The organism is Mycobacterium tilburgii, assembly GCF_902168065.1.
Lineage (GTDB): Bacteria > Actinomycetota > Actinomycetes > Mycobacteriales > Mycobacteriaceae > Mycobacterium > Mycobacterium tilburgii.
This window is the reverse complement of sequence record NZ_LR655741.1, coordinates 1-18,886: the sequence shown is the minus strand read 5'-3', so window position 1 is coordinate 18,886 and position 18,886 is coordinate 1. Positions and strand designations below refer to the sequence as shown.

The following is an 18,886-nucleotide window of genomic DNA, read 5'->3' as shown; positions in this document are numbered from 1 at the left end:
CCCCCCCGCCCACACCAAAAACCACCCCCCCCCCAGCGCCCCCCCCCGAACGGCCTGACCACCCGCCCCCCCCCAGCCTTCCGGGACCGGCCGCCCGCCAGCACCGACGAGCCCAGCACCACCCACCGATTGCCGCTACAGCCCGGCGCCCGGACCGCCGGGGTCAATGCTTACCGGCTCGGCCTTACCGCGGGAGAACACGCTGTGCTCTCGGAGGTGTCGTTCACGGCGCGTCTCGGCTCGCTCACCGCGGTCGCCGGACCATTGGCTGCCCGCAACGCGGCGCTGCTCATGATGATCGCGGGCGCCCGGACCCCCAGCGCCGGCCGGGTGACCGTGGACGGCCACGACGTCTACGCCGAACCCGCTGCCATGCGCACCCGCATCGGCATCGTCCCGCGCGATGACCAACTGCTGCATCGCCGGCTGACCGTCGAGCGGGCCCTGCACTACGCCGCCGAACTGCGACTGCCACCCGACACCATCGCCGACCATCGTGGCCGCGTCGTCGACCAGGTGCTCGAAGAGCTCGAGCTGACGCCGCACCGCGGCGCCCGGATAACCAAACTGTCGCCCGAGGAGCTACACCGGTGCACGTCGATCGCGCTCGGGCTGCTCACCCGACCGACGGTGCTGGTCGTCGACGAGCCGGGTGCCGGACTGGATGCCGCGCAGGAAGCACAGGTGATGGCCGTGCTGCGAAGCCAGGCCGACCTCGGCTGCGTCGTGATGGTGGCGACCACGTCGCTGCCCCACCTCGACATGTGCGCTCAGGTGTTGCTGCTCACGCCCGCGGGCACCTTGGCATTTGCCGGGCCGCCGCTGCAGCTGGAGTCGGCGATGGGCATTGCCGACCGGGCCGAGGCCGTCTCGCGTGTCAGCGCCGATCCCGAAGGTACGCACCGCGCGCATGCGGCCCGGCAACAGGCCACCGGCCCGACGACCCCGTCAACGGCCTCGGCGCCGTGGCCACCGCCGCCATCGCCGAGCCTGACGCGGCAATTCGGGTGAGTGCTGCGTCGCCAGCTGCGATTGTTCGTCGCCGATCCCCTTTAATGTCCTGTTCCTGCTGGCGTTGCCGTTCGCGCTGGCAGCACTGGCCTTGCTGATTCCCGGCGAATCCGGTTTGGCCCGGGCCAGCGCGACCAGCGACAACGTGCACGAAGCGGTGGAGATCCTGGGCGCGCTCAACTTCGGCGCGGTGATCCTCGGCATCGCGCTGACCGCCCGCGACCTGGTCGGCAAGCGGCGCATCTTCCGTCACGACCAGGCCGTCGGGCTCTCGGTCACCGCCTACATGCTGGCCAAGATCGTCTTCTTCGGCGTGGCCGCGGCAGTCCTGAGCGCCGTCCTGTTCGGCATTGTCATCGCCATCAAGGGCCCGCCCGCACACGGCGCCGTCTTACTGCACAACGCCACCGCCGAGCTGTATGCCGGCGTCGCTCTGACCGCCGTCGTCTCGGCGATCGTCGGACTCGCAGTCTCGACGTTGGGCAGGTCCCTGAAAGAAGTGGTGCCGCTGGTCGTGCCGGTGGTCCCGGCGTCAACGCTCTTTGCGGGCGGCTTGATCACTCTGTCGGGCGACTGGGGCTACGACCAGATGTCCTGGTTCATCCCGGCCCAGTGGGGTTTCACGACCACCGCCTCGACCATCGACCTCCACCGGGTCGATCCCGAAGCCGAGGACATCCTGGTGTGGACACACTATGCTGGCTGGTGGGTGTTCGACATGACTGTCCTCGCGGTGTTCGGCCTGCTGTGGGCCGGGTTCACCCCGGTACCGGCTGCGGGCGCCGTCGCGCGAAAACCCGCCGCCACTGCATCGCGAACAGCAGGAACTGAGTGACTTGCCGGGGTAAGAAGTTGTTGTCGCTGACGAACCCGGTGCGCGTCGCCGGTCTCCGACCCGTCGTTGCAGCCCGGGTCCTCCATCGCGGCGAACACGGACTGCCCGTCGGGGGTGTGTGCCACCCCTCCAGTGCTCGGTTTCTTTGCAGGCCGGTCGGCTGCGCCGACATGTCCAGATCGGCCGGCAGCGCGAGCTGGCCCTGATAAGAGCCGTCCAGCCCGGCAACCCTGACCCACGGGTCCAGCAGCGCCGCGCCCTGAGTCGGCCGTTCGCCCTCCGAACACCAGAAGAGCCGTTGCCGGGCCGGATCAAAGGCGATGCCCTGGGGGTTGGGCGGGATCACCGGCGGCGTGGTGTTCAGCGTAAACGGCCGAAACGGCAGACCGGACCGGTCCAGAAGCGGGTGTGTCCCGGTGAAGTTGACCCGACCGATTCCCTTGTCCGACAACGACAATTGCGCGGTGTAGAGCCGGGCGAGGTTTTTCGCTGAGCGATCGTCGCTGATCACGTAATACTGCTGCCGGCCCGTGTCGTAGCTCAGGACGGACAAGCCGCCGAACACCGTGCCGTCGAACGTGGCACCGAACGCGACCTGCACCTGGCCGAGATTAGGCTCGCACCGGCCTCGGCGTGCTCGGCCGAGGCGATACGGGCTGCGCGTCACATCCGGCGAGCAACCAGGCCAGGCACAGTGCGCATAACGCCCGCAGTCGCACCCGTATCACATCACTGCCGCGACGAGCAGACCGACCAGATACGTCACGGCGACGGCGACGCCGCCGAACAGCAGCTGCCGACCCGCCGCCCACCACACCGGTTTACGGGTATAGCGTGCGGTCAGACCGCCCGCGATCAGCAAGCCGACCGCCCCGCACGACACACCGACGAGCAACGACCCATAGCCGAGAAGGTAAGGGATCAGCGGAATGACCGCCCCGATCGCAAACATCGCAAACGACGCGATGGCGGCCAACCGGGGCGAGGGCGTCTCCGTCGGGTCCAATCCGATCTCCTGGACGAGATGGAAACTGACCGCCCGGTTCTCGTCCCGGTGAATTTCGTCGGTGGCCATCTCGGCCGTCTGCTCGCTCATGCCCATCCCGATGAGCATCTTGACCAGCTCGGCCCGCTCGGCCTGCGGACGGCTGCGCAGTGCCCGCCGTTCCACGTACGCTTCCGACTCGACCTGCTCGTTGGCGGTGGTCACCGACGAGTACTCCCCCAGCGCCATCGAGAACGCCCCGGCGAGCAAACCGGCGATGCCGCTGACCAGCGTCATGTGGGCGCTTTCGCCGGCGGCGACGCCGGCGATCAGGGCGGTGTTGCTGACCAGGCCGTCCATAGCACCGAAGGTGGCCGCGCGCAGCCACCCCCCGCTGACGTCCGGATGGGTATGGCCGACGTCGTCGGCCGGGTCCTGGGGTGGGGTGCAGGGCTTGGACATGAGGCCCATCTAAGCGCGATCTGGTCGCGGGCGCACCGACGACGTCGGCACCCGATCGAGACATCCCAGGTTGTTCCGTACGACGCCGGCGGGTTACCGTCGGTCATGGCGCCTGACACAAACATTGCCGAGCGAGTGCGCAACACCCTGGACGGACGCTGGCGCGACGTGAAGAACCGGATACGCGCCGCGATGAGCGAGGAGCTGGCTATGTCGGATCTGTCGCTGATGGTGAAGGCCGGGGTGCAGTGGGGCCTGTGCGGCGGTGCCCGTGGAGAAACCTCGGCACCGAACGCCACCACGAGACCTACGTGCCCAAGATCATCAGCCTCGAGTTGCGCGGCTGCTTCGCGATGACCGAAACCGGCCACGGCAGCGACGTGCAGTCGCTGGAGACCACCGCCACTTACGATCCCGAAACCCAAGAGTTCATCATCGACTCCCCAACCCCGACGGCTCGCAAGGAGTACATCGGCGGCGCCGCCGAAACCGCGACCATGGCAGCGGTTTTCGCCCGGCTGATCACCAGCGTGGACGGCAAGCTGGTCAACCACGGCGTGCATTGCGTGCTGGTGCCGATCCGCGACGAGGACGGCAACGACCTGCCGAGAGTCACGACGTCGGCTGCGAATACAAAGGTGGCCTGCCCGGTGTCGACAACGGCCGCATCGTGTTCGATCGCGTCCGGGTGCGGCGGGAGAATCTGCTGAACAAGTACGGTGACGTCGCCCCCGGACGGCACGTACAGCTCGCCGATCGACAACCCGAACCGCCGGTTCGTCACCATGCTGGGCACCCTGATCCGCGGCCGGGTCACCGTCGGCGGCAGCGCGGGTAGCGCCGCGCGCGTCGCATTGGACATCGCCACTCGATATGCTTCGCAGCGCAGGCAATCCAGCGCGCCCGGCGACGAGGGCCGGGAAGTGCTGATCATGGACTACCTGGTGCACCAGCGACGGCTGTTCCCGCTAATCGCCAAGTCGTACGCGCTGCAGTCCGCGCAGAACGAGCTGGTCGCCAAGTGTCACGACCTGCAGACGTCGGACTTCCCCGACGCCGAGGAACAGCGGGAGCTAGAATCGCGGGCGGCAGGGCTGAAGCGTGCCAGGTGTTGGGCCTGTATGGCGGAGAACCGGCTGATCGCCCTGCGGGCGGACACCGACGTTTTCACCACATTCGAGGGCAACAACCATGTGCTGACCCTGTTGGTGGCCAAAGAGCTGCTCACCGCGTACGCCGACAACATCAAGAGCATGAGCCCAGTCGACTGGGTGCGGTTCGCGGCCAGCATGGGCGGTGAGCGGGTGATGAAACGCACTGCGGCCGAGGCGATTATGCAACGGATCATCGACGCCCGCCAGGACAGCGAGGAAGAGGGCAGCCTGTTCAACCGGGGCACCCAGGTGAACATGTTCGAAGAGCGCGAGGAATACCTGCTGTCCTCGGTCGCCAGGCGCCTACAGGGTAAATCCAAAGAGATGTCGGAATTCGACGCGTTCAACGCCGTGCAGGATCACGTGCTGCACGCCGCCAGCGCCCACATCGACCGGATCGTGTTGGAGGCGTTCGTCGCCGGCATCGACGCGTGTGAAAACGACGAAGCGCGTGAGCTTTTGGAGATCGTCTGCGACCTGTATGCGTTGACGGTGATCGAAGAGGACAAGGCCTGGTACATCGAGCACGGTTACCTGTCCACCCAGCGGGCCAAGGCCGTCACCCGCGGGATCAACGACCGGTGCCAGGCCCTTCGCCCGCACGCCCAGACGCTGGTCGACAGTTTCGGCATTCCAGAGCCCCTGCGCTATGCCGAGATGCTGCACCCGGAAAATCTGCCAGACTGAGCTACTCCGACGCGGTTACCGGAGACCGACCGCACATACCTGGCCTGGTCAACACGGCGGCAAAACATAGAACGACAAGAAGATCCAAAACGCCGACGTCATGGTGCAGGTGCTGACGTAAGACTGCCGTAGCGCCAGGTTGATCCCGACACCACCCGGCGAGCCGACCCCGGCGACCAAACCGATGACGACATCGGACAGCAACCTCGGCCACCCCCAGCGCGGCCCCTTTAAGGCGGTGCGGATAGTAAGGAGTTCGCGTTGCTCGCCGAGGCCGCGAAGTTGCCGCCGCCAGGCCGGACAGCGCCGCACAGACCAGATACGGCCACAACGGAAGTCCGGGGTGAGCCAACAGCAGCATCGCCCCGATCACCGGAACCACCAGGACGAAAGCCGAGAACATGGCCAGGTTGCGTCCGCCGAAGATCGCGGTCGCCACGGCATAGGTCGGCCGCAGGCAGGCCCCGACCAACGTGGCCGTCGTGCCGAGCAGCAGCTTGTCGCCCGCGGATAAGCCGTACACCTCCCTCGGCATGAACAGCGCCGTCACTGGCCACAGCGACCAGATCGCATAACCCAGATGCACGATTACCGACGACCAGACCAGGTTGCGACGCGCGATGGTCTTACCGCCGGCTTACCCAGGACACCAAATCCTCTGCGTCCCAATGTGAGAGGTGGACGTGACCTAAGCAATGGCCGGGCCGAAGATAGCGGAAAGTCGGAACATGATGTGCGGTAATCCTATTGATGCGGAATCTTGCCGAGCGCCTGCAACTTGCCATCCTGCCCGATCTGGAACTTAACCTTGCCGATTCCCTTGGGACAACAGGGTTCTTCGCCGCCAGTCTGCCATTGGTATTGAACCGTGACCGTATCGTCGCCCGGGGGTAGCACGGTGATGTACGACTTGGGATTTGGCGTGGGTGTGCCCAACGACCGGTTGTGGTCGAAGAACAGCAACTGCTGAGGGGTCGACTCGCTGGCGATTGTCGGGATGATCTGCACCCAGAACAGTCGGCACTTCTTGGTGTGCCCGCGGGCAATCTCGACCCAGCTGGAGCCAGGAACCTGAATGGGAACCGCCGAAATCGCCTGTCGCACGGTGTCCGCGGTGGGGCCGTCGGACTCCTTGCAGGTGTCGGCGTGTGACCCCAGTGTTGCGGCCGGTTTACCGCCGCAACCCGTGACCAGCAAAACCAGGAAAATCACAAACTGACGGCGCACATTGTGAGCTTAGCGAAAACTGTGAAAGTGCCATTTGTTTGGTCCGAACCTCGTTGCTGGGGGTCAATTCCGAACCGGGCGCGGGTAATCTGGGCTTAACCGAAGACCAACGTTGACCTGCGGTTACTCGTTGGGGAGCGAGATTTTATAGACACTTCACATTTGCATCTGGATCCGGTGAGAGGAAGCCGTAAAACGGTGGAAACATCGGGCGCCTGGTGCCGAAACTTCTTTGTCCCACCATTTAGCGCAGGAGACTTCGCGCGCTCGAAACGAGGTACGTAGGCGTGGTTGCGAGCACGGTGAGGGAACCGTGAACAGCATGTGCGCCTACTGCGGCGTCGGCTGCGGCATGGTGTTGCAGGTCACAACCGATTCGCAAAGCGACCGCCGTCATGTCGCGAAATGTGTTGGTAACAAGAGTCACCCGGCCAACCTTGGCCAGCTGTGCACCAAGGGCACAACTACCGCCGACATGCTCGCTGCGCCGGGCCGGCTGGATTCGGCCTATTGGCGAAACGAACGAGGTGCGTCCCTCGAGCAGATCGACATCGATGCGGCGATCGCGCGATCAGCAAACAATTGCGGGCTATCATGCGACAAGCATGGTTCGGATGCGTTCGCGCTGTACTTGTCGGGGCAGATGTCGCTCGAGGCGCAGTACCTGGCCAACAAGCTGACCAAGGGGTTCATCCGCACCAACCAGATCGAGTCCAACTCGCGACTATGCATGGCCAATGCGGGGTCTGGCTACAAGCTGTCGCTGGGCGCGGACCGACCGCCCAGCTCCTACCAGGATTTCGACCAGGCCGACGTCTTCTTCATCGGGGACAACATGGTCGACTGCCACCCGATCCTGTTCCTGCGTATGATGGATCGCGTCAACGCCGGCGCCAAGCTCATCGTCGTCGACCCGCGCCGCACCGCGACCGCGGAGAAGGCCGATCTCTTCCTGCAGATCTCCTCCGGCACCGACCTCGCCCTGCTCAATGGGCTGCTGCAGCAGATCGTCGAAAGCTGCGGAACGGTCTTAGTGGCGTTCGCAAGCTGCCTGGCACCGAGATCTCCGAGTGCCTGGGACTCAATTTTGAGCCGACGAGCTGGCTGCTGTCATCTTGATCCTTCCGTCGTCGAATCGCTGGGCGGATAATGGAGCCAGAGTACAAACAGAACTTTCAGTCCGAGGGTGCCGCGCCGCTCCAGGGCAAGTGTAAGACTCAGCGAGATTTTATCTATGGTTGTCCGCCGTTGTCAGCCGAGAAGCTCACCGAGAATCTTGCCCTAATAGTGTGCCCTAATAGTGGTCGCATGCACCACGCCGCACAGGCCTGATCCTTTCGCGCTGCCTTGCCGTGACTGTTGTCGCTGTTGTTGATTCCTGACGGCCAAATTCAGACGTTCTGAGCGTCGCGTTTTTGTCGCTAGTGGGCTGCGCCCGTGCGTATCGAGGCGCGCCCAGCCGAAATCGTGTAGGAAGAACAACCATTCATGACCGTTTCGTCCCTATCGGGCCGCCCACTGGCGCCGGTGATCACCCAGCCGCGCATCGTGGGCCCGGCCCGCCACCGACCTGCCCCAGATGACACGTTATCGCGGCGGCACGTACTCCCACACCGTGGAGGAGATCGTGTTCAGCGACGGCAGCACCGCACGCACAGACCTGATCCGGCTGCATCCAAGCCTGTGCGCCTACTCGTTGAATTTCAGCGGCATCGCGCCCCATTTGCCGTCGCGTTATCAGCTGGGCACCTGGTCGGCGCTCGATCATCTCCGCAAGCGCGACTATGAAGCCGAAATGGATTGGATTTTGCGCCACTCCTATCCGATGAATACGACCGCCGAGTTGAGCGGGCGGCTGCGTGCTGCAGGCTACCCATTGGGAGCCAGCAATATCGGAGAGCATGAAGCCATTGCGGCCACCCAGGCCGCAATCTGGTATTTGACCAGCGGCCTGACGCTGGACACCCAGCCGTTGCACGTACCGGTTGTCGTGCACCGAACCCCGGGGCTGGTGATCACCTTCGAATTCGACGGCCGTCCGCAACTCGGCGGTTATTCGGCGCGGACCGATTCCGACAGCGCCGTCACCATGCGTCTGCAAAATCCGCTAATGGTGTTGACTGGCAAGACGTTTCCGGATCCCAGCTAACCACGGACCCGACAATGGGCGCTACCAGCGCGCTGGGCGTCGGCAGTACCTTGTTGAGCAGCAGTCACGGCCACCCGGGGACGCGGCTACACGGTTTTACCGCCTCGTCGCCGAAACGGAAGCCGTCGCAACACCCGAGATCGGTCATGTGCACTTCTGGCTGACCGGCGTGCGGCACTACCGCAACGCCGACCGCATCGTGCGCCTGTACAACTACCTGCTGTCCGGGGCGCTGCGGTGCGGCTCTGCGACCCGAACCGAAAACCGACGATGTCACGCTCGTCGACAGCCAGGCCGTCGCCGGACCCGAGCTGATCGGTCCGTTCCAGGTGCGAACCCCGTTGTCGCTAAACGTCGCCGACGGTCACGCCCTGATCGATGCCGACGGCTTCCCCGTCGAGGGGACGATCCGCCTTGGCACCGACTTCTACATCCGTCCCGCACCGGGCGCCTCGGCGACAACGGTGACCGCGAGCCCATCGCGCCGACTGGCCGGCCGGGTGCTGGCCGGCGTGGCGCCCGACGCGCCCGAACAGTTCACCCCCGTCGCCCTGGCGGTCACCGCCGACGTTGCAATCCAGTTCGACATTCGCTGGAATGGCGACTGTGACCATCGCTGAGAACATCACGCAACTGATCGGAAACACCCCGCTGGTCCGGTTGAACCGGGTCACCGACGGAGCCGGCGCCGACGTCGTCGCCAAGCTAGAGTTTTTCAACCCCGCCGCCAGCGTGAAAGACCGCCTCGGAGTGGCTTTGATCGACGCGGCCGAGGAAGCGGGTCTGATCAAGCCGGACACCACAATCCTGGAGCCGACGAGCGGCAACACCGGGATCGCGCTGGCGATGGTCGCCGCCGCCCGAGGCTATCGGGTGGTGCTGACCATGCCGGAGACCATGAGCATCGAGCGGCGCAAGCTGCTGCGCGCGCTGGGGGCCGAACTGGTGCTGACCCCCGGCCCGGACGGGATGCCTGGCGCCATCGCCAAGGCGGAAGAACTGGCCAAAACCGATCAGCGCTATTTCATCCCCCAACAGTTCGAGAACCCAGCCAATCCCGCGATTCACCGCAGGACCACCGCCGAAGAGGTGTGGCGGGACACCAACGGGAAGATCGACTTTTTCGTCTCGGGCGTCGGCACCGGGGGAACCATCACCGGCGTCGCCCAGGTCATCAAGGAACGCAAGCCCTCAGTGCAATTCGTGGCGGTGGAGCCGGCCGCGTCGCCGGTGCTGTCCGGCGGCCAGAAGGGTCCGCACCCGATCCAGGGCATCGGGGCCGGGTTCATCCCGCCGGTGCTCGACCTGGATTTGGTCGACGAGGTGATCACAGTCGGCAACGAGGAGTCGATCAACCAGGCGCGCCGGCTGGCCCGCGAAGAAGGACTGCTGGTCGGCGTCTCCTCGGGTGCGGCCGTGGTGGCCTCCCTACAGGTGGCCCGCCGGCCCGAGAACGCCGGAAAGCTCATCGTGGTGGTGCTCCCCGACTTCGGCGAACGGTATTTGAGCACACCGCTACTCGACGACGTGGCGGGCTAACCATGCTGGCAGCGATCCGGCGGGACATTCGGGCGGCGATGGATCGAGATCCGGCCCGGCCGACGGTGCTGCAGGTGATTTTCGCCTACCCCGGTGTGCACGCCATCTGGGGGCACCGGATCAGCCGTTGGCTGTGGAACCGTGGTTTTCGCGTCACCGCACGGGTGGCCGCGGAATTGACCCGGATCACCACCGGGGTCGAAATACACCCCGGCGCGGTGCTCGGCAACGGCCTGTTCATCGACCATGCAACCGGCGTGGTGATCGGCGAGACCGCCGAAATCGGTGACGACGTCACAATTTACCACGGTGTGACGCTCGGCGGCATCAGCACCGACCCCGGCAAACGTCATCCCACCGTCGGCCACCGCGTGATCATCGGCGCCGGGGCCAAGGTCCTCGGGCCGATCAAGATCGGCGACGACAGCCGTATCGGCGCCAATGCCGTTGTGGTAAAAGAGGTTCCGTCGAGCAGCGTGGTCGTTGGGGTGCCCGGTCAGATCGTCAGCCGGTCCGGACCCGCCGGCGAAGACGATTCACTGCCCGACCTGGTGGGCGTCAGCCTGCAGTCCTTGCTCACCCGGGTGGCAAGGCTGGAGGCACAGAGCGGCAGCCCACAAAACGGCCGGGTGATCCGGCCACCCGAGGCCGGGGTCTGGCACGGCGAGGACTTCTCCATCTGACCGCTCGCCGGCCCGGTGTAGGAAAAGCCATGGCAATCAAGCTTTTTAACGTGGTTGACGGGCTACTACCGTGGCGAGGACGCCGAAGCCCTTCGAAGTGCACGAGTCGGGCGTGCTGCTGCACGGCACCAAGGCCAACCTGGCGGTGGGTGAGCTGATGGTGCCCGGCCGCCGGTCCAACTTCGGCGCGGGCCGCATCGCCAACCACGTGTACGTGACACGCACGTTGGATGCGGCGGTGTGGGGCGCCGAGCTGGCCGACGGACCAGGCCGGGGCCGCATCTACATCGTGGAACCCACGGGTGCGCTCGAGGACGACCCGAACGTGACCGGCAAGAAGTTTCCCGGCAATCCCGCGCGCTCCTACCGCACCCGCAAGCCGGTGCGCATCGTCGGCGAGATCACCGACTGGGTCGGGCACTCACCCGAACAGCTGCAAGCCATGCGGTGCAGCCTGGCCGACCTCGTGCGGCACGGACTGGCCGTCATCGACGATTAACGGCCGAACGCCAATCAGGCGGGCTGTCGGGCCAATTCGATGATCGCGGCGAGTCGGTGCTGCACGCGCTCCAGATCGGCCGCCGCCGGCGGTTGGTCGGCGACCGGGGCGATGGGCTGCGCAGATAGCGGCGGCATTGATGTCCAGCCGGGCGGCCACCGCGGCCGCCGCGTTGTCGGGCAAGCGGCGGCGCAGCAGCGCCAGCAGCGGCAGGTGGTCAGCGCGGGGCACTCCCCGTGGATAGCCGGCGCAGATGACCGCGTCGAACATGTTCACCAGGCCGCTCAAGGGCAACTGGCCGGCCGCGTTTTCCGCGCGTGCTGATCGTCAAACCATCGTTGCCGAGCCCCCATTGGTGACGCACCGCGAGCACCAGTGCGCTACGCCGTTCCCTGCTCCCCCGGGTGGACTCGAACCACCAACCCTTCGGTTAACAGCCGAATGCTCTGCCAATTGAGCTACAGGGGACCAACTCGTCCACGCGAACTCTGGCGCGGATCGCTGGACGACTCTAACGTACTGGCATACCCGCGCCCAACTTCAGGGCCAGCTGTCGATGCCGCCGGACCGATCGGGGGCGCGCACAATCGATCGCGTGAGGCAGGATGGATCCATCCGCATCGTCGTGGGGAGGGACACTTTGATCCGATATGTCGTCGTGCTCGGGCTGGGATACGTGCTGGGCTCGAAAGCTGGACGCCGCCGGTATGAGCAGCTGGCTGCCACGTATCGCGCGCTGACCAGCAGCCCCGTGGCCCAGTCGTTGATCGAAGGCGGGCGGCGCAGGATCGCGAATCGGATCTCCCCGGACGCGGGGTTTGTCACGCTGACCGAGATCGACGACGAGACCGCGGTGATGCACCGCGAGGTCGAGCGGGCGCCCGACGAAGCGCTCACGCCGTCAGATCGTCGCCGCTAGCCTGTTCAAGCAGGCTGCGCCGGTAAGCCTCCATGGCGACCAGGTCGCCGAACAGCGCGTGATATTCATCGCCCTGCTCGATGGGTGACATGCGCTGCAACTTGGACTTGACCTCCGCGATCTGCCGGCCCATCCAGACCTCCTGCAGCCGGGCCAGCACCCCGGCGATATAGCGGGGCAGCTTCTCGTCCTCGACAGCGACGGCCTCCACCCCGAGCTCGCTGATCAGACCGGCAGTCAGCTCGGAGGTGGTCTGCCGGCGCACCACCTCGATCCATTGGGCGCCGGTGACGCCGGTCCTCGTGCCGCCGGCCGCCTCGATGGCCGCGCGCACCGCCGCGTACCCCGGGTGGGTGAAGCTTTCCACGGTCAGCGTGTCGAAGACCGGCCCGGCGAACGCCGGGTACTGCAACGCCGACTTGAGCGCCTCGCGCTGCGGCCACAGCGTCGGGTCACGCGGATCGGGGCGGCCGGCCCGATCCGCGTGCGCGTTGTCGCCGGGCGTCGGGGCGCCGCGCCGCCGCGAAGCCGGCGCGGCGCCGCCGCGAGCCGCCGGATCCCTGGACTTCTTCGCCTCGCCCCGCACCCGGTCGATGACCTGGGCGACATCGTCCCAGCCCACCCAGCCGGCGAGCTGGCGCGCGTACTCCTCACGCAGCGTGGGGTCCTTGATCTGGGCCACCATCGGCACGCAGCGGCGCAGTGACGTCACCCGGCCCTCGGCGCTGTCCAGATCGAACTCGGCGAGCGCGGTGCGAATGGCGAACTCGAACAACGGGGTTCGCCGCGCCACCAGATCGCGCAGCGCGGCGTCGCCGGCCTTCAGCCGCAGGTCGCACGGATCCATCCCGTCCGGGGCGACCGCGACGAACGACTGGCCGGCCAAGTTCTGCTCCCCGCCGAAGGCCTTCAGCGCGGACGCACGGCCCGCCGCGTCACCGTCGAAAACGTAGATCAGTTCGCCGCGAAAGAAGCTGTCGTCCATCATCAGCCGGCGCAGCATTGCCAGATGCTCGTCGCCGAACGCCGTGCCGCACGACGCGACCGCTGTCGTGACCCCGGCCAGGTGCATCGCCATCACATCGGTGTAGCCCTCGACGACGACCGCCTGGTGTCCCCGGGCGATGTCGCGCTTGGCCAGATCGATCCCGAACATCACCGACGACTTCTTGTAGAGCAGTGTCTCGGGGGTGTTGACGTATTTGGCTTCCATCGGGTCGTCGTCGAACAACCGCCGCGCCCCGAAGCCGATCACTTCACCGACCGAGGAGCGGATGGGCCAGAGCAGCCTGCGGTGAAAGCGGTCCATCGGTCCGCGCCGCCCCTCGCGGGACAGGCCGGCGGCTTCCAGTTCTTTGAACTCGAAGCCCTTGCGCTGCAAGTGTTTTGTCAGCGTTTCCCAACCTGACGGGGCGAACCCGCAACCGAACTGGCGCGCGGCCTCGGCGTCGAAGTTGCGCTCCGCCAGATATTGGCGGGCCGGCGCGGCCTCGTCGGATTCCAGTGCCGCCGCGTAGAACTCCGCCGCCGCCACGTTGGCGGCGATCAGCCGGCTGCGGCTGCCGCGGTCGCGCTGCACATTGGTGGCAGCGGCCCCCGTGTAGGTGATCGTGTACCCGATCCGGTCGGCGAGCAGTTCGACCGCTTCCACGAAGCTGACATGTTCGATCTTCTGGATGAAGGCGTACACGTCGCCACCCTCGCCGCAGCCGAAGCAGTGGAAGTGCCCGTGGTTGGGGCGGACATGAAACGACGGCGACTTCTCGTTGTGAAAGGGGCACAAGCCCTTCAGCGAGTCCGCACCCGCGCGTCGCAGCTGGACGTAGTCGCCCACCACGTCCTCGATGCGGGCGCGTTCACGAATGGCCGCGATGTCACGATCGGAGATCCGGCCAGCCATCGGCACAGTCTAGGACGGTGGCAAAGGCGCTTCCCATCAAACCGTTCAGCTCAGCTGGCCGGTCCGATCACTCCGCAGGCGACGCGCTCCATCGCCATGTCGGTGTCCTGGGCACCGTGGATCATGATCGCGGTCTTGTTTCCGGCCAGCAGGTCGTCCCTAGTGAACGCGTCGGTGGTGGTCACCAGGTACGCCGAGCCGTCCTGGCGCACCTCGAGCGTCGACAGGTCACCGCTTTCGGGTTTTCCGGTGTGTCCGGGTGCCTGGTAGTGGTCACCCGCCGACAGGAAGTTCCCGGGCGGACCGCCGGTCGGGGCAACCGAATTCGGCTCGCACTTGCCGATCGCATGCACGTGCATCCCGTGCAGGCCGGGCGCCAGGACGCCGGGGGTGTCGGTCTTCACGGTGACGGTGGCGTAGCCGTTGGCGAAGCCGAAGGTGGCGGTGGCCACCTGCCGGCCGTCTGGGGCTTTGAGCGTGGCGGTGAGGGCTTGGCCGCTGGGAGCGGGGCTGGAGGTCGCCGACGACGCCGGGGCGCCGCTCGCGACGGGCGGGGTGGTGCCGGATTGGGTGCTGGCGTGCTGCGGTGAGCTGCACGCGCCCGCGGCCACGATCGGGATTGACAAGAACAGGGCGGCAACAGCGGTGTTTCTGTTCATGTCCCGCAGCCTAGCGTGCGCCGCCCGGAACGGAACCGTCCTCAGGTCCCTGCGGATTGGGTGTCGATGCGCTCCAGCCGACCCTCGGTGAACGATGCGATCTGGTCGATGACGACCCGCCGCCGCGCGCCATCGTCGGCGGCGACGGTGAATGCCGCCGCGAAGACCGGGTCCAACGTTCCCGGCGCGCCGGCGTACAGCCGCTGCGCCACCCGATGGATGCGTTCGCGCTGCCGGGCCTGGGTTTCCAGATGCCGCGGGTCGGACATGATGAACTGCAGCGCCAGGATCTTCAGCAGGGCGACCTCGGCGCGCACCAGATCAGGCACCTGTAGATCGGCCTGGAAGCGCACCAGCGGCCCGGGCCCGGCCGCGGCGCGGGTGGTCGCGATAGCGGCCGAGGCGAACCTGCCCACCAGCTCGCTGGTCAACCGCTTGAGCGCGACCGCCGCTGCCAGCGTGGCGTCGTATTTCCCGACGTCGGCGACCACCGGCAGCTCCGACAATCGGCGGGCGGCGGCCAGGAAATCGTCCGCGCTGACCCGGGAAAACTCACTTTCGCCCAGCTTGGCCAGCGCGGCCGCCTCATCGTCGTCTGCAAGCACCCGCAGATCGATGCGGCCCGACATCACCCCGTCCTCGACGTCGTGCACCGAGTAGGCGATGTCGTCAGCCCAGTCCATCACCTGAGCTTCCAAGCACATTCGGTGCACGGGCGCGCCGGCGCGCATCCAAACCGCGGCCTCGCGGTCCGCCTCGTAGAACCCGAACTTCCACCGCCTCCCGCCGCATTCGTCACCGCGTGGCCACGGGTACTTCGTGACCGCGTCCAGCGAGGCGCGGGTGAGGTTCAGGCCCGCGCTATTGCCTTGCTCATCAAGGACTTTGGGTTCAATGCTGGTGAGGATCCGGAAGTTTTGCGCATTTCCCTCGAAGCCGCCGTACTGGTCGGCGAGCTCGTCGAGTGCGCGCTCACCGTTGTGCCCGTAGGGCGGATGACCGATGTCGTGCGCCAGCCCCGCCAACTCAACCAGGTCGAGATCACAGCCCAGCCCGATCGCCATGCCGCGGCCGATCTGCGCGACTTCCAGCGAGTGGGTGAGGCGGGTGCGCGGCGTGTCGCCTTCATGCGGCCCGACGACCTGGGTTTTGTCCGCCAACCGGCGCAACGCGGTGCTGTGCAAGACGCGCGCCCGGTCGCGGGCGAAGTCGGTGCGGTGTTGCTGTCCCTCGGTGCCCGGCAGACCCGCGGTCTTCGGCGCTTCGACTACCAGTCGTTGACGGTCGAAGTCGTCGTATGGGTCGTGCGGGTTCATGCTCACCTTGGTAGTCATCGCAGCACAGTCTGCCAGGGAATGCGCGGAACCGAATGCCTCCGCCGCATGCCGCGGCACAACTCGCGTGCACCGCCGCCCCACGTAGCCGCGGAGTTAGATTGACCTATGCGTACTGCCCGACTTTTCGGCGTGGTCTTGACCATGCTCATCACCGGTGTGCTGCTGGCACCGACGGCGAGCGCGCAGCCGCCGTTCCGGCTGCCCGAGTATGTCACCGACAACGCGGACGCCCTGTCGCCCACCGGACGTGCCGCGGTGAACTCCGCCGTCGACAGGCTCTACAACGACCGCCATATCCGGTTGTGGGTGGTCTATGTCGACGATTTCTCCGGCCAGAACGCGGTCAGCTGGGCGCAGGGTACCATCCACGAAAGCGACTTGGGCACCTACGACGCGCTGCTGGCGGTCAGCACGACCGGACGCGCGTATGCCTTTCTGGTGCCGGCCGGGGTGAAGGGCGTGACAAGCAACCAGGTCGACGACCTGCGCCAGAACCGGATCGAATCCGCGCTGCGGGACGGCGACTGGAGCGGCGCCGCGATCGCCGCGGCGGACGGACTTAATACGACGCCTGGTTCGTCGAGCCCAGTGTGGCTGCTGGCCGCGCTCGCCGCGATCGTCATCGCGCTAGTGGTGCTGATTCTCGTCATGCGTTATTGCGGCCGGCGGCGCCGCGCCGCCCAATTGGCCGCCGCGCGGCGCGTCGCCCCCACCAACCCGACCGCGCTGGCCGCGGTGCCGCTCGATGTCCTCGACGACCTATCCCACGCGATGGTGGTGGACGTCGACAACGCGGTCCGCACCAGCGCCAACGAGCTTGCGTTGGCGATCGACGAGTTCGGCCCCGACCGCACCGAGCCGTTCACGCGTGCGGTCAACAATGCAAAAATTGCTCTTGCCCAAGCATTTACGGTGCGCCAACAGCTCGACGACGCTATTCCGGAGCTGCCGGCACAGCGGCGCCAGCTGCTGACCCAGGTGATCGTCGCGGCGGCCAGCGCCGATCGCGAATTGGACGCGCAGACCGAGGCGTTCGAGCAGCTGCGGGATCTGGTGGTCAACGCCGAAACCCGACTTGACGCGCTCACCCAGCAGCTGGTCGAACTCACCGCCCGGATCCGACCGGCCGAACAACGACTCTCTGACCTGAACACCGAATTCGGCTCTGCCGCAATGTCTTCGGTGTCGAACAACATCGGCACCGCCAAGGAGCGGCTGGCGTTCGCCGACCGCACCATCGGCTCGGCGCGAGCGTTGGCCGCCACCCCGGTCAGCGGGCAGCAGGGCGGTCTGGTCGACGCGGTGCGTGCCACCGAGTCGGCGCTCGGGCAGGCCCGCGCCCTGCTCGATTCCGTGGACAACGCGGCCAACGACATCCGCCATGCCGTGGCGACGTTGCCGTCGCTGATCGCCGACCTCGGGTCGGCCATCGCGCACGCCACCGAGCAACTCCAAACGCTGGACGCCGGGTCCGCCCACCGCGACGAGCTCACCGCCGCCCGCGACGCCGCCAGCAGCGCCGTCAGCAACGCCGATGCCGGATCGGCCGATCCGCTGGGCACCTTCGCCCAGCTGGCCAAGTCCGCCGCCGACCTCAACCGGCTGCTGACCACGGTGGCCAAGGAGCGGGCCGACGCCGACCGGCTGCGCCGGGCGCTGGACCAGGCGTTGTTCACCGCCGAGTCGCGGGTGCGCGGCGTTTCGGACTACGTCGACACCCGGCGCGGCAGCATCGGACCCGACGCGCGCACGCGGCTCGCCGAGGCCCAGCGCCATCTGGACGCCGCCCGGGCCAAACGGTCGACGAACCCGGCCGAGGCGATCGCCCACGCGAACGCGGCGTCCACACTGGCGGCCAACGCTCAATCGCGGGCCAACGCCGACGTGGTCGCCGCGGAGCAAGCCTACACTCGGCGCGGCGACAGCGATGCGGGCGCGCTGATCGGCGGAATTATCATCGGCGACCTGCTCAGCGGAGGGATGCTGGGCGGGTTCGGCGGCTGGAGCCCGACGTCGTTCGGCGGCTCATCCAACTCGTCCGGCGGCGGCTTCGGGGGTGGCTTTCTAGGCGGCGGCGGACGATTCTGAGTGAGGACAGCAGAATGGGCGCACCGACGCTTCGGTAAGCCCTGCCGTCGAAATTGCGCTGTCTTACCCGGGCCTCAACCAGCCGCGGGAGAATGCGGTACCACGCCTTTGGGCCGCGCCACTTCGAAGCGGGGTTCGGCTTCGCCGGCCCACTCGCTCCAACCACTCCCAGTCCTTACTTTTCACTCACGCCGTAGGCAGCCGCCTCTGCAGGACCGTCGGTCGTCGGTCCCGTGGCCATCGGCAGCCGAACGCTCGTCCCGATCGGGCGCCCAATGATCGTAGTCATCCGGCGGTACGGCCACGCCCCAACTGAGCGGAACCGCCAAGCGACCGAGCATGCCCGACTCACCCCGAACCGCCGACACCGAATCGTCGGGCAGGGGTGAACCAATAGGCAAAAGCATGATGCCCCCTTCCACACCCGAAACTCTGTTCACACAGACCCCACCTGCGCGCATATCGCCACTGAGTGTTGTTCACACTAAGCGAAATCTAAGGAAATTGTTGGAAATCTTCGGTTTTCGTTCGCGCTAATCTCCAAAAATTCCGGGATGCGCAGCGGCTGCGCGGTCGCGACGCCGTCGCCCCGGGGGTGCTCGCGCGGCGCGGCGTACACCCAACCCGCCGGGAGGCGCCGTCGCACCCGTCCGGCATGCGTACGAAACACGTTGCTCGACAGCAGACTGGACGTGCAAACCCGCGGGCGCCGACGAGGGCCGTGCGCCGCGCCGCGGTGCTCCCGCCGCGGA

General features: G+C 66.7%; 17 protein-coding genes, 1 tRNA gene and 4 pseudogenes. 11 read left to right on the top strand and 11 right to left on the bottom strand.

Annotation, left to right across the window (positions count from 1 at the left end; genetic code table 11):
- Both FQ389_RS20790 and FQ389_RS20785 read left to right on the top strand, forming a co-directional pair.
- Nucleotides 1–1,011 (top strand): ATP-binding cassette domain-containing protein (locus FQ389_RS20790; RefSeq protein WP_260860843.1); only part of this gene is annotated, 1,011 nt, incomplete at its 5' end.
- 64 nt (nt 1,012–1,075) lie between these two features.
- Entirely contained in the window at nt 1,076–1,846 is a 771-nt protein-coding gene (locus FQ389_RS20785; protein WP_260860842.1) for an ABC transporter permease, read from the top strand.
- Here FQ389_RS20785 and FQ389_RS15675 read toward each other — a convergent pair.
- Both FQ389_RS15675 and FQ389_RS15670 read right to left on the bottom strand, forming a co-directional pair.
- The gene (locus FQ389_RS15675) at nt 1,770–2,447 is read right to left on the bottom strand and encodes an esterase-like activity of phytase family protein (protein ID WP_186296471.1); all 678 of its coding nucleotides are present in this window, start codon (nt 2,445–2,447) and stop codon (nt 1,770–1,772) included. The two genes, FQ389_RS20785 and FQ389_RS15675, sit on opposite strands and share 77 nt — an antisense overlap.
- A gap of 123 nt (nt 2,448–2,570) precedes the next feature.
- Nucleotides 2,571–3,293, bottom strand: a complete 723-nt coding sequence (locus FQ389_RS15670) for a VIT1/CCC1 transporter family protein (RefSeq protein WP_186296469.1) — start codon at nt 3,291–3,293, stop codon at nt 2,571–2,573.
- Nucleotides 3,294–3,398: 105 nt separating this feature from the next.
- Between FQ389_RS15670 and FQ389_RS15665 the strand changes: the two are divergent.
- Nucleotides 3,399–5,134 (top strand): annotated as a pseudogene (locus FQ389_RS15665) (acyl-CoA dehydrogenase family protein).
- Between the two features lie 208 nt (nt 5,135–5,342).
- Here FQ389_RS15665 and FQ389_RS21480 read toward each other — a convergent pair.
- A pseudogene (locus FQ389_RS21480) lies at nt 5,343–5,787 on the bottom strand (MFS transporter); the annotation flags it as partial.
- Between the two features lie 91 nt (nt 5,788–5,878).
- Nucleotides 5,879–6,346, bottom strand: coding sequence for an LppP/LprE family lipoprotein (locus tag FQ389_RS15655; RefSeq protein ID WP_407662919.1), 468 nt, complete (start codon nt 6,344–6,346; stop codon nt 5,879–5,881).
- A 337-nt stretch (nt 6,347–6,683) separates the two neighbouring features.
- Here FQ389_RS15655 and FQ389_RS15650 point away from each other — a divergent pair.
- The 6 genes and pseudogenes from FQ389_RS15650 to arr all read left to right on the top strand — a co-directional run.
- A pseudogene (locus FQ389_RS15650) lies at nt 6,684–7,379 on the top strand (molybdopterin-dependent oxidoreductase); the annotation flags it as partial.
- A 597-nt stretch (nt 7,380–7,976) separates the two neighbouring features.
- A complete protein-coding gene (locus FQ389_RS20775) occupies nt 7,977–8,510 on the top strand; it encodes a TQXA domain-containing protein (protein WP_260860840.1) in 534 nt (177 codons plus the stop codon).
- A gap of 329 nt (nt 8,511–8,839) precedes the next feature.
- Complete coding sequence (locus tag FQ389_RS20770; RefSeq protein WP_260860839.1) at nt 8,840–9,130, top strand: hypothetical protein; 291 nt, start codon at nt 8,840–8,842, stop codon at nt 9,128–9,130.
- Nucleotides 9,117–10,049 carry a cysteine synthase A gene (cysK, locus tag FQ389_RS15640; RefSeq protein WP_144209321.1) on the top strand — a complete coding sequence of 311 codons (933 nt, stop codon included), beginning with the start codon at nt 9,117–9,119 and terminating at the stop codon, nt 10,047–10,049. The genes FQ389_RS20770 and cysK overlap by 14 nt, the downstream gene beginning before the upstream one ends.
- Nucleotides 10,050–10,051: 2 nt before the next feature.
- Entirely contained in the window at nt 10,052–10,732 is a 681-nt protein-coding gene (gene cysE / locus FQ389_RS15635; RefSeq protein ID WP_144209318.1) for a serine O-acetyltransferase, read from the top strand.
- Between the two features lie 70 nt (nt 10,733–10,802).
- Nucleotides 10,803–11,231, top strand: a complete 429-nt coding sequence (gene arr, locus FQ389_RS15630; RefSeq protein WP_144209315.1) for an NAD(+)--rifampin ADP-ribosyltransferase — start codon at nt 10,803–10,805, stop codon at nt 11,229–11,231.
- Here the strand turns inward: arr and FQ389_RS15625 are convergent.
- Nucleotides 11,154–11,501: a DUF3349 domain-containing protein gene (locus FQ389_RS15625; RefSeq protein ID WP_144209335.1), complete on the bottom strand. Its 348-nt coding sequence runs from the start codon at nt 11,499–11,501 to the stop codon at nt 11,154–11,156. The genes arr and FQ389_RS15625 overlap by 78 nt on opposite strands.
- Before the next feature lie 125 nt (nt 11,502–11,626).
- A tRNA-Asn gene (locus FQ389_RS15620) sits at nt 11,627–11,699 on the bottom strand.
- A 172-nt stretch (nt 11,700–11,871) separates the two neighbouring features.
- Here FQ389_RS15620 and FQ389_RS15615 point away from each other — a divergent pair.
- A complete protein-coding gene (locus tag FQ389_RS15615; RefSeq protein WP_144209332.1) occupies nt 11,872–12,150 on the top strand; it encodes a hypothetical protein in 279 nt (92 codons plus the stop codon).
- On the opposite strand, the gene dnaG is transcribed toward FQ389_RS15615, so the two are convergent.
- From dnaG to FQ389_RS15600, 3 genes are read right to left on the bottom strand one after another with little or no spacing between them, the layout of a single operon-like run.
- Nucleotides 12,125–14,050: a DNA primase gene (gene dnaG, locus FQ389_RS15610; RefSeq protein WP_144209312.1), complete on the bottom strand. Its 1,926-nt coding sequence runs from the start codon at nt 14,048–14,050 to the stop codon at nt 12,125–12,127. The two genes, FQ389_RS15615 and dnaG, sit on opposite strands and share 26 nt — an antisense overlap.
- A gap of 50 nt (nt 14,051–14,100) precedes the next feature.
- Nucleotides 14,101–14,709, bottom strand: coding sequence for a superoxide dismutase[Cu-Zn] (sodC, locus tag FQ389_RS15605; protein ID WP_144209309.1), 609 nt, complete (start codon nt 14,707–14,709; stop codon nt 14,101–14,103).
- A 41-nt stretch (nt 14,710–14,750) separates the two neighbouring features.
- Nucleotides 14,751–16,031 carry a deoxyguanosinetriphosphate triphosphohydrolase gene (locus tag FQ389_RS15600; RefSeq protein WP_144209330.1) on the bottom strand — a complete coding sequence of 427 codons (1,281 nt, stop codon included), beginning with the start codon at nt 16,029–16,031 and terminating at the stop codon, nt 14,751–14,753.
- Between the two features lie 120 nt (nt 16,032–16,151).
- Here FQ389_RS15600 and FQ389_RS15595 point away from each other — a divergent pair, with 120 nt between their 5' ends.
- Nucleotides 16,152–18,134 (top strand): TPM domain-containing protein, encoded by a 1,983-nt coding sequence (locus tag FQ389_RS15595; protein ID WP_144209306.1) that lies wholly within the window; start codon nt 16,152–16,154, stop codon nt 18,132–18,134.
- Nucleotides 18,135–18,208: 74 nt separating this feature from the next.
- Here FQ389_RS15595 and FQ389_RS20765 read toward each other — a convergent pair.
- Together FQ389_RS20765 and FQ389_RS20760 are read right to left on the bottom strand one after the other, a co-directional pair.
- Nucleotides 18,209–18,541: pseudogene (locus FQ389_RS20765) on the bottom strand (hypothetical protein).
- A gap of 77 nt (nt 18,542–18,618) precedes the next feature.
- Nucleotides 18,619–18,886, bottom strand: a 268-nt coding sequence (locus tag FQ389_RS20760) for a hypothetical protein (protein WP_260860838.1), incomplete at its 5' end; no start/stop codon positions are given.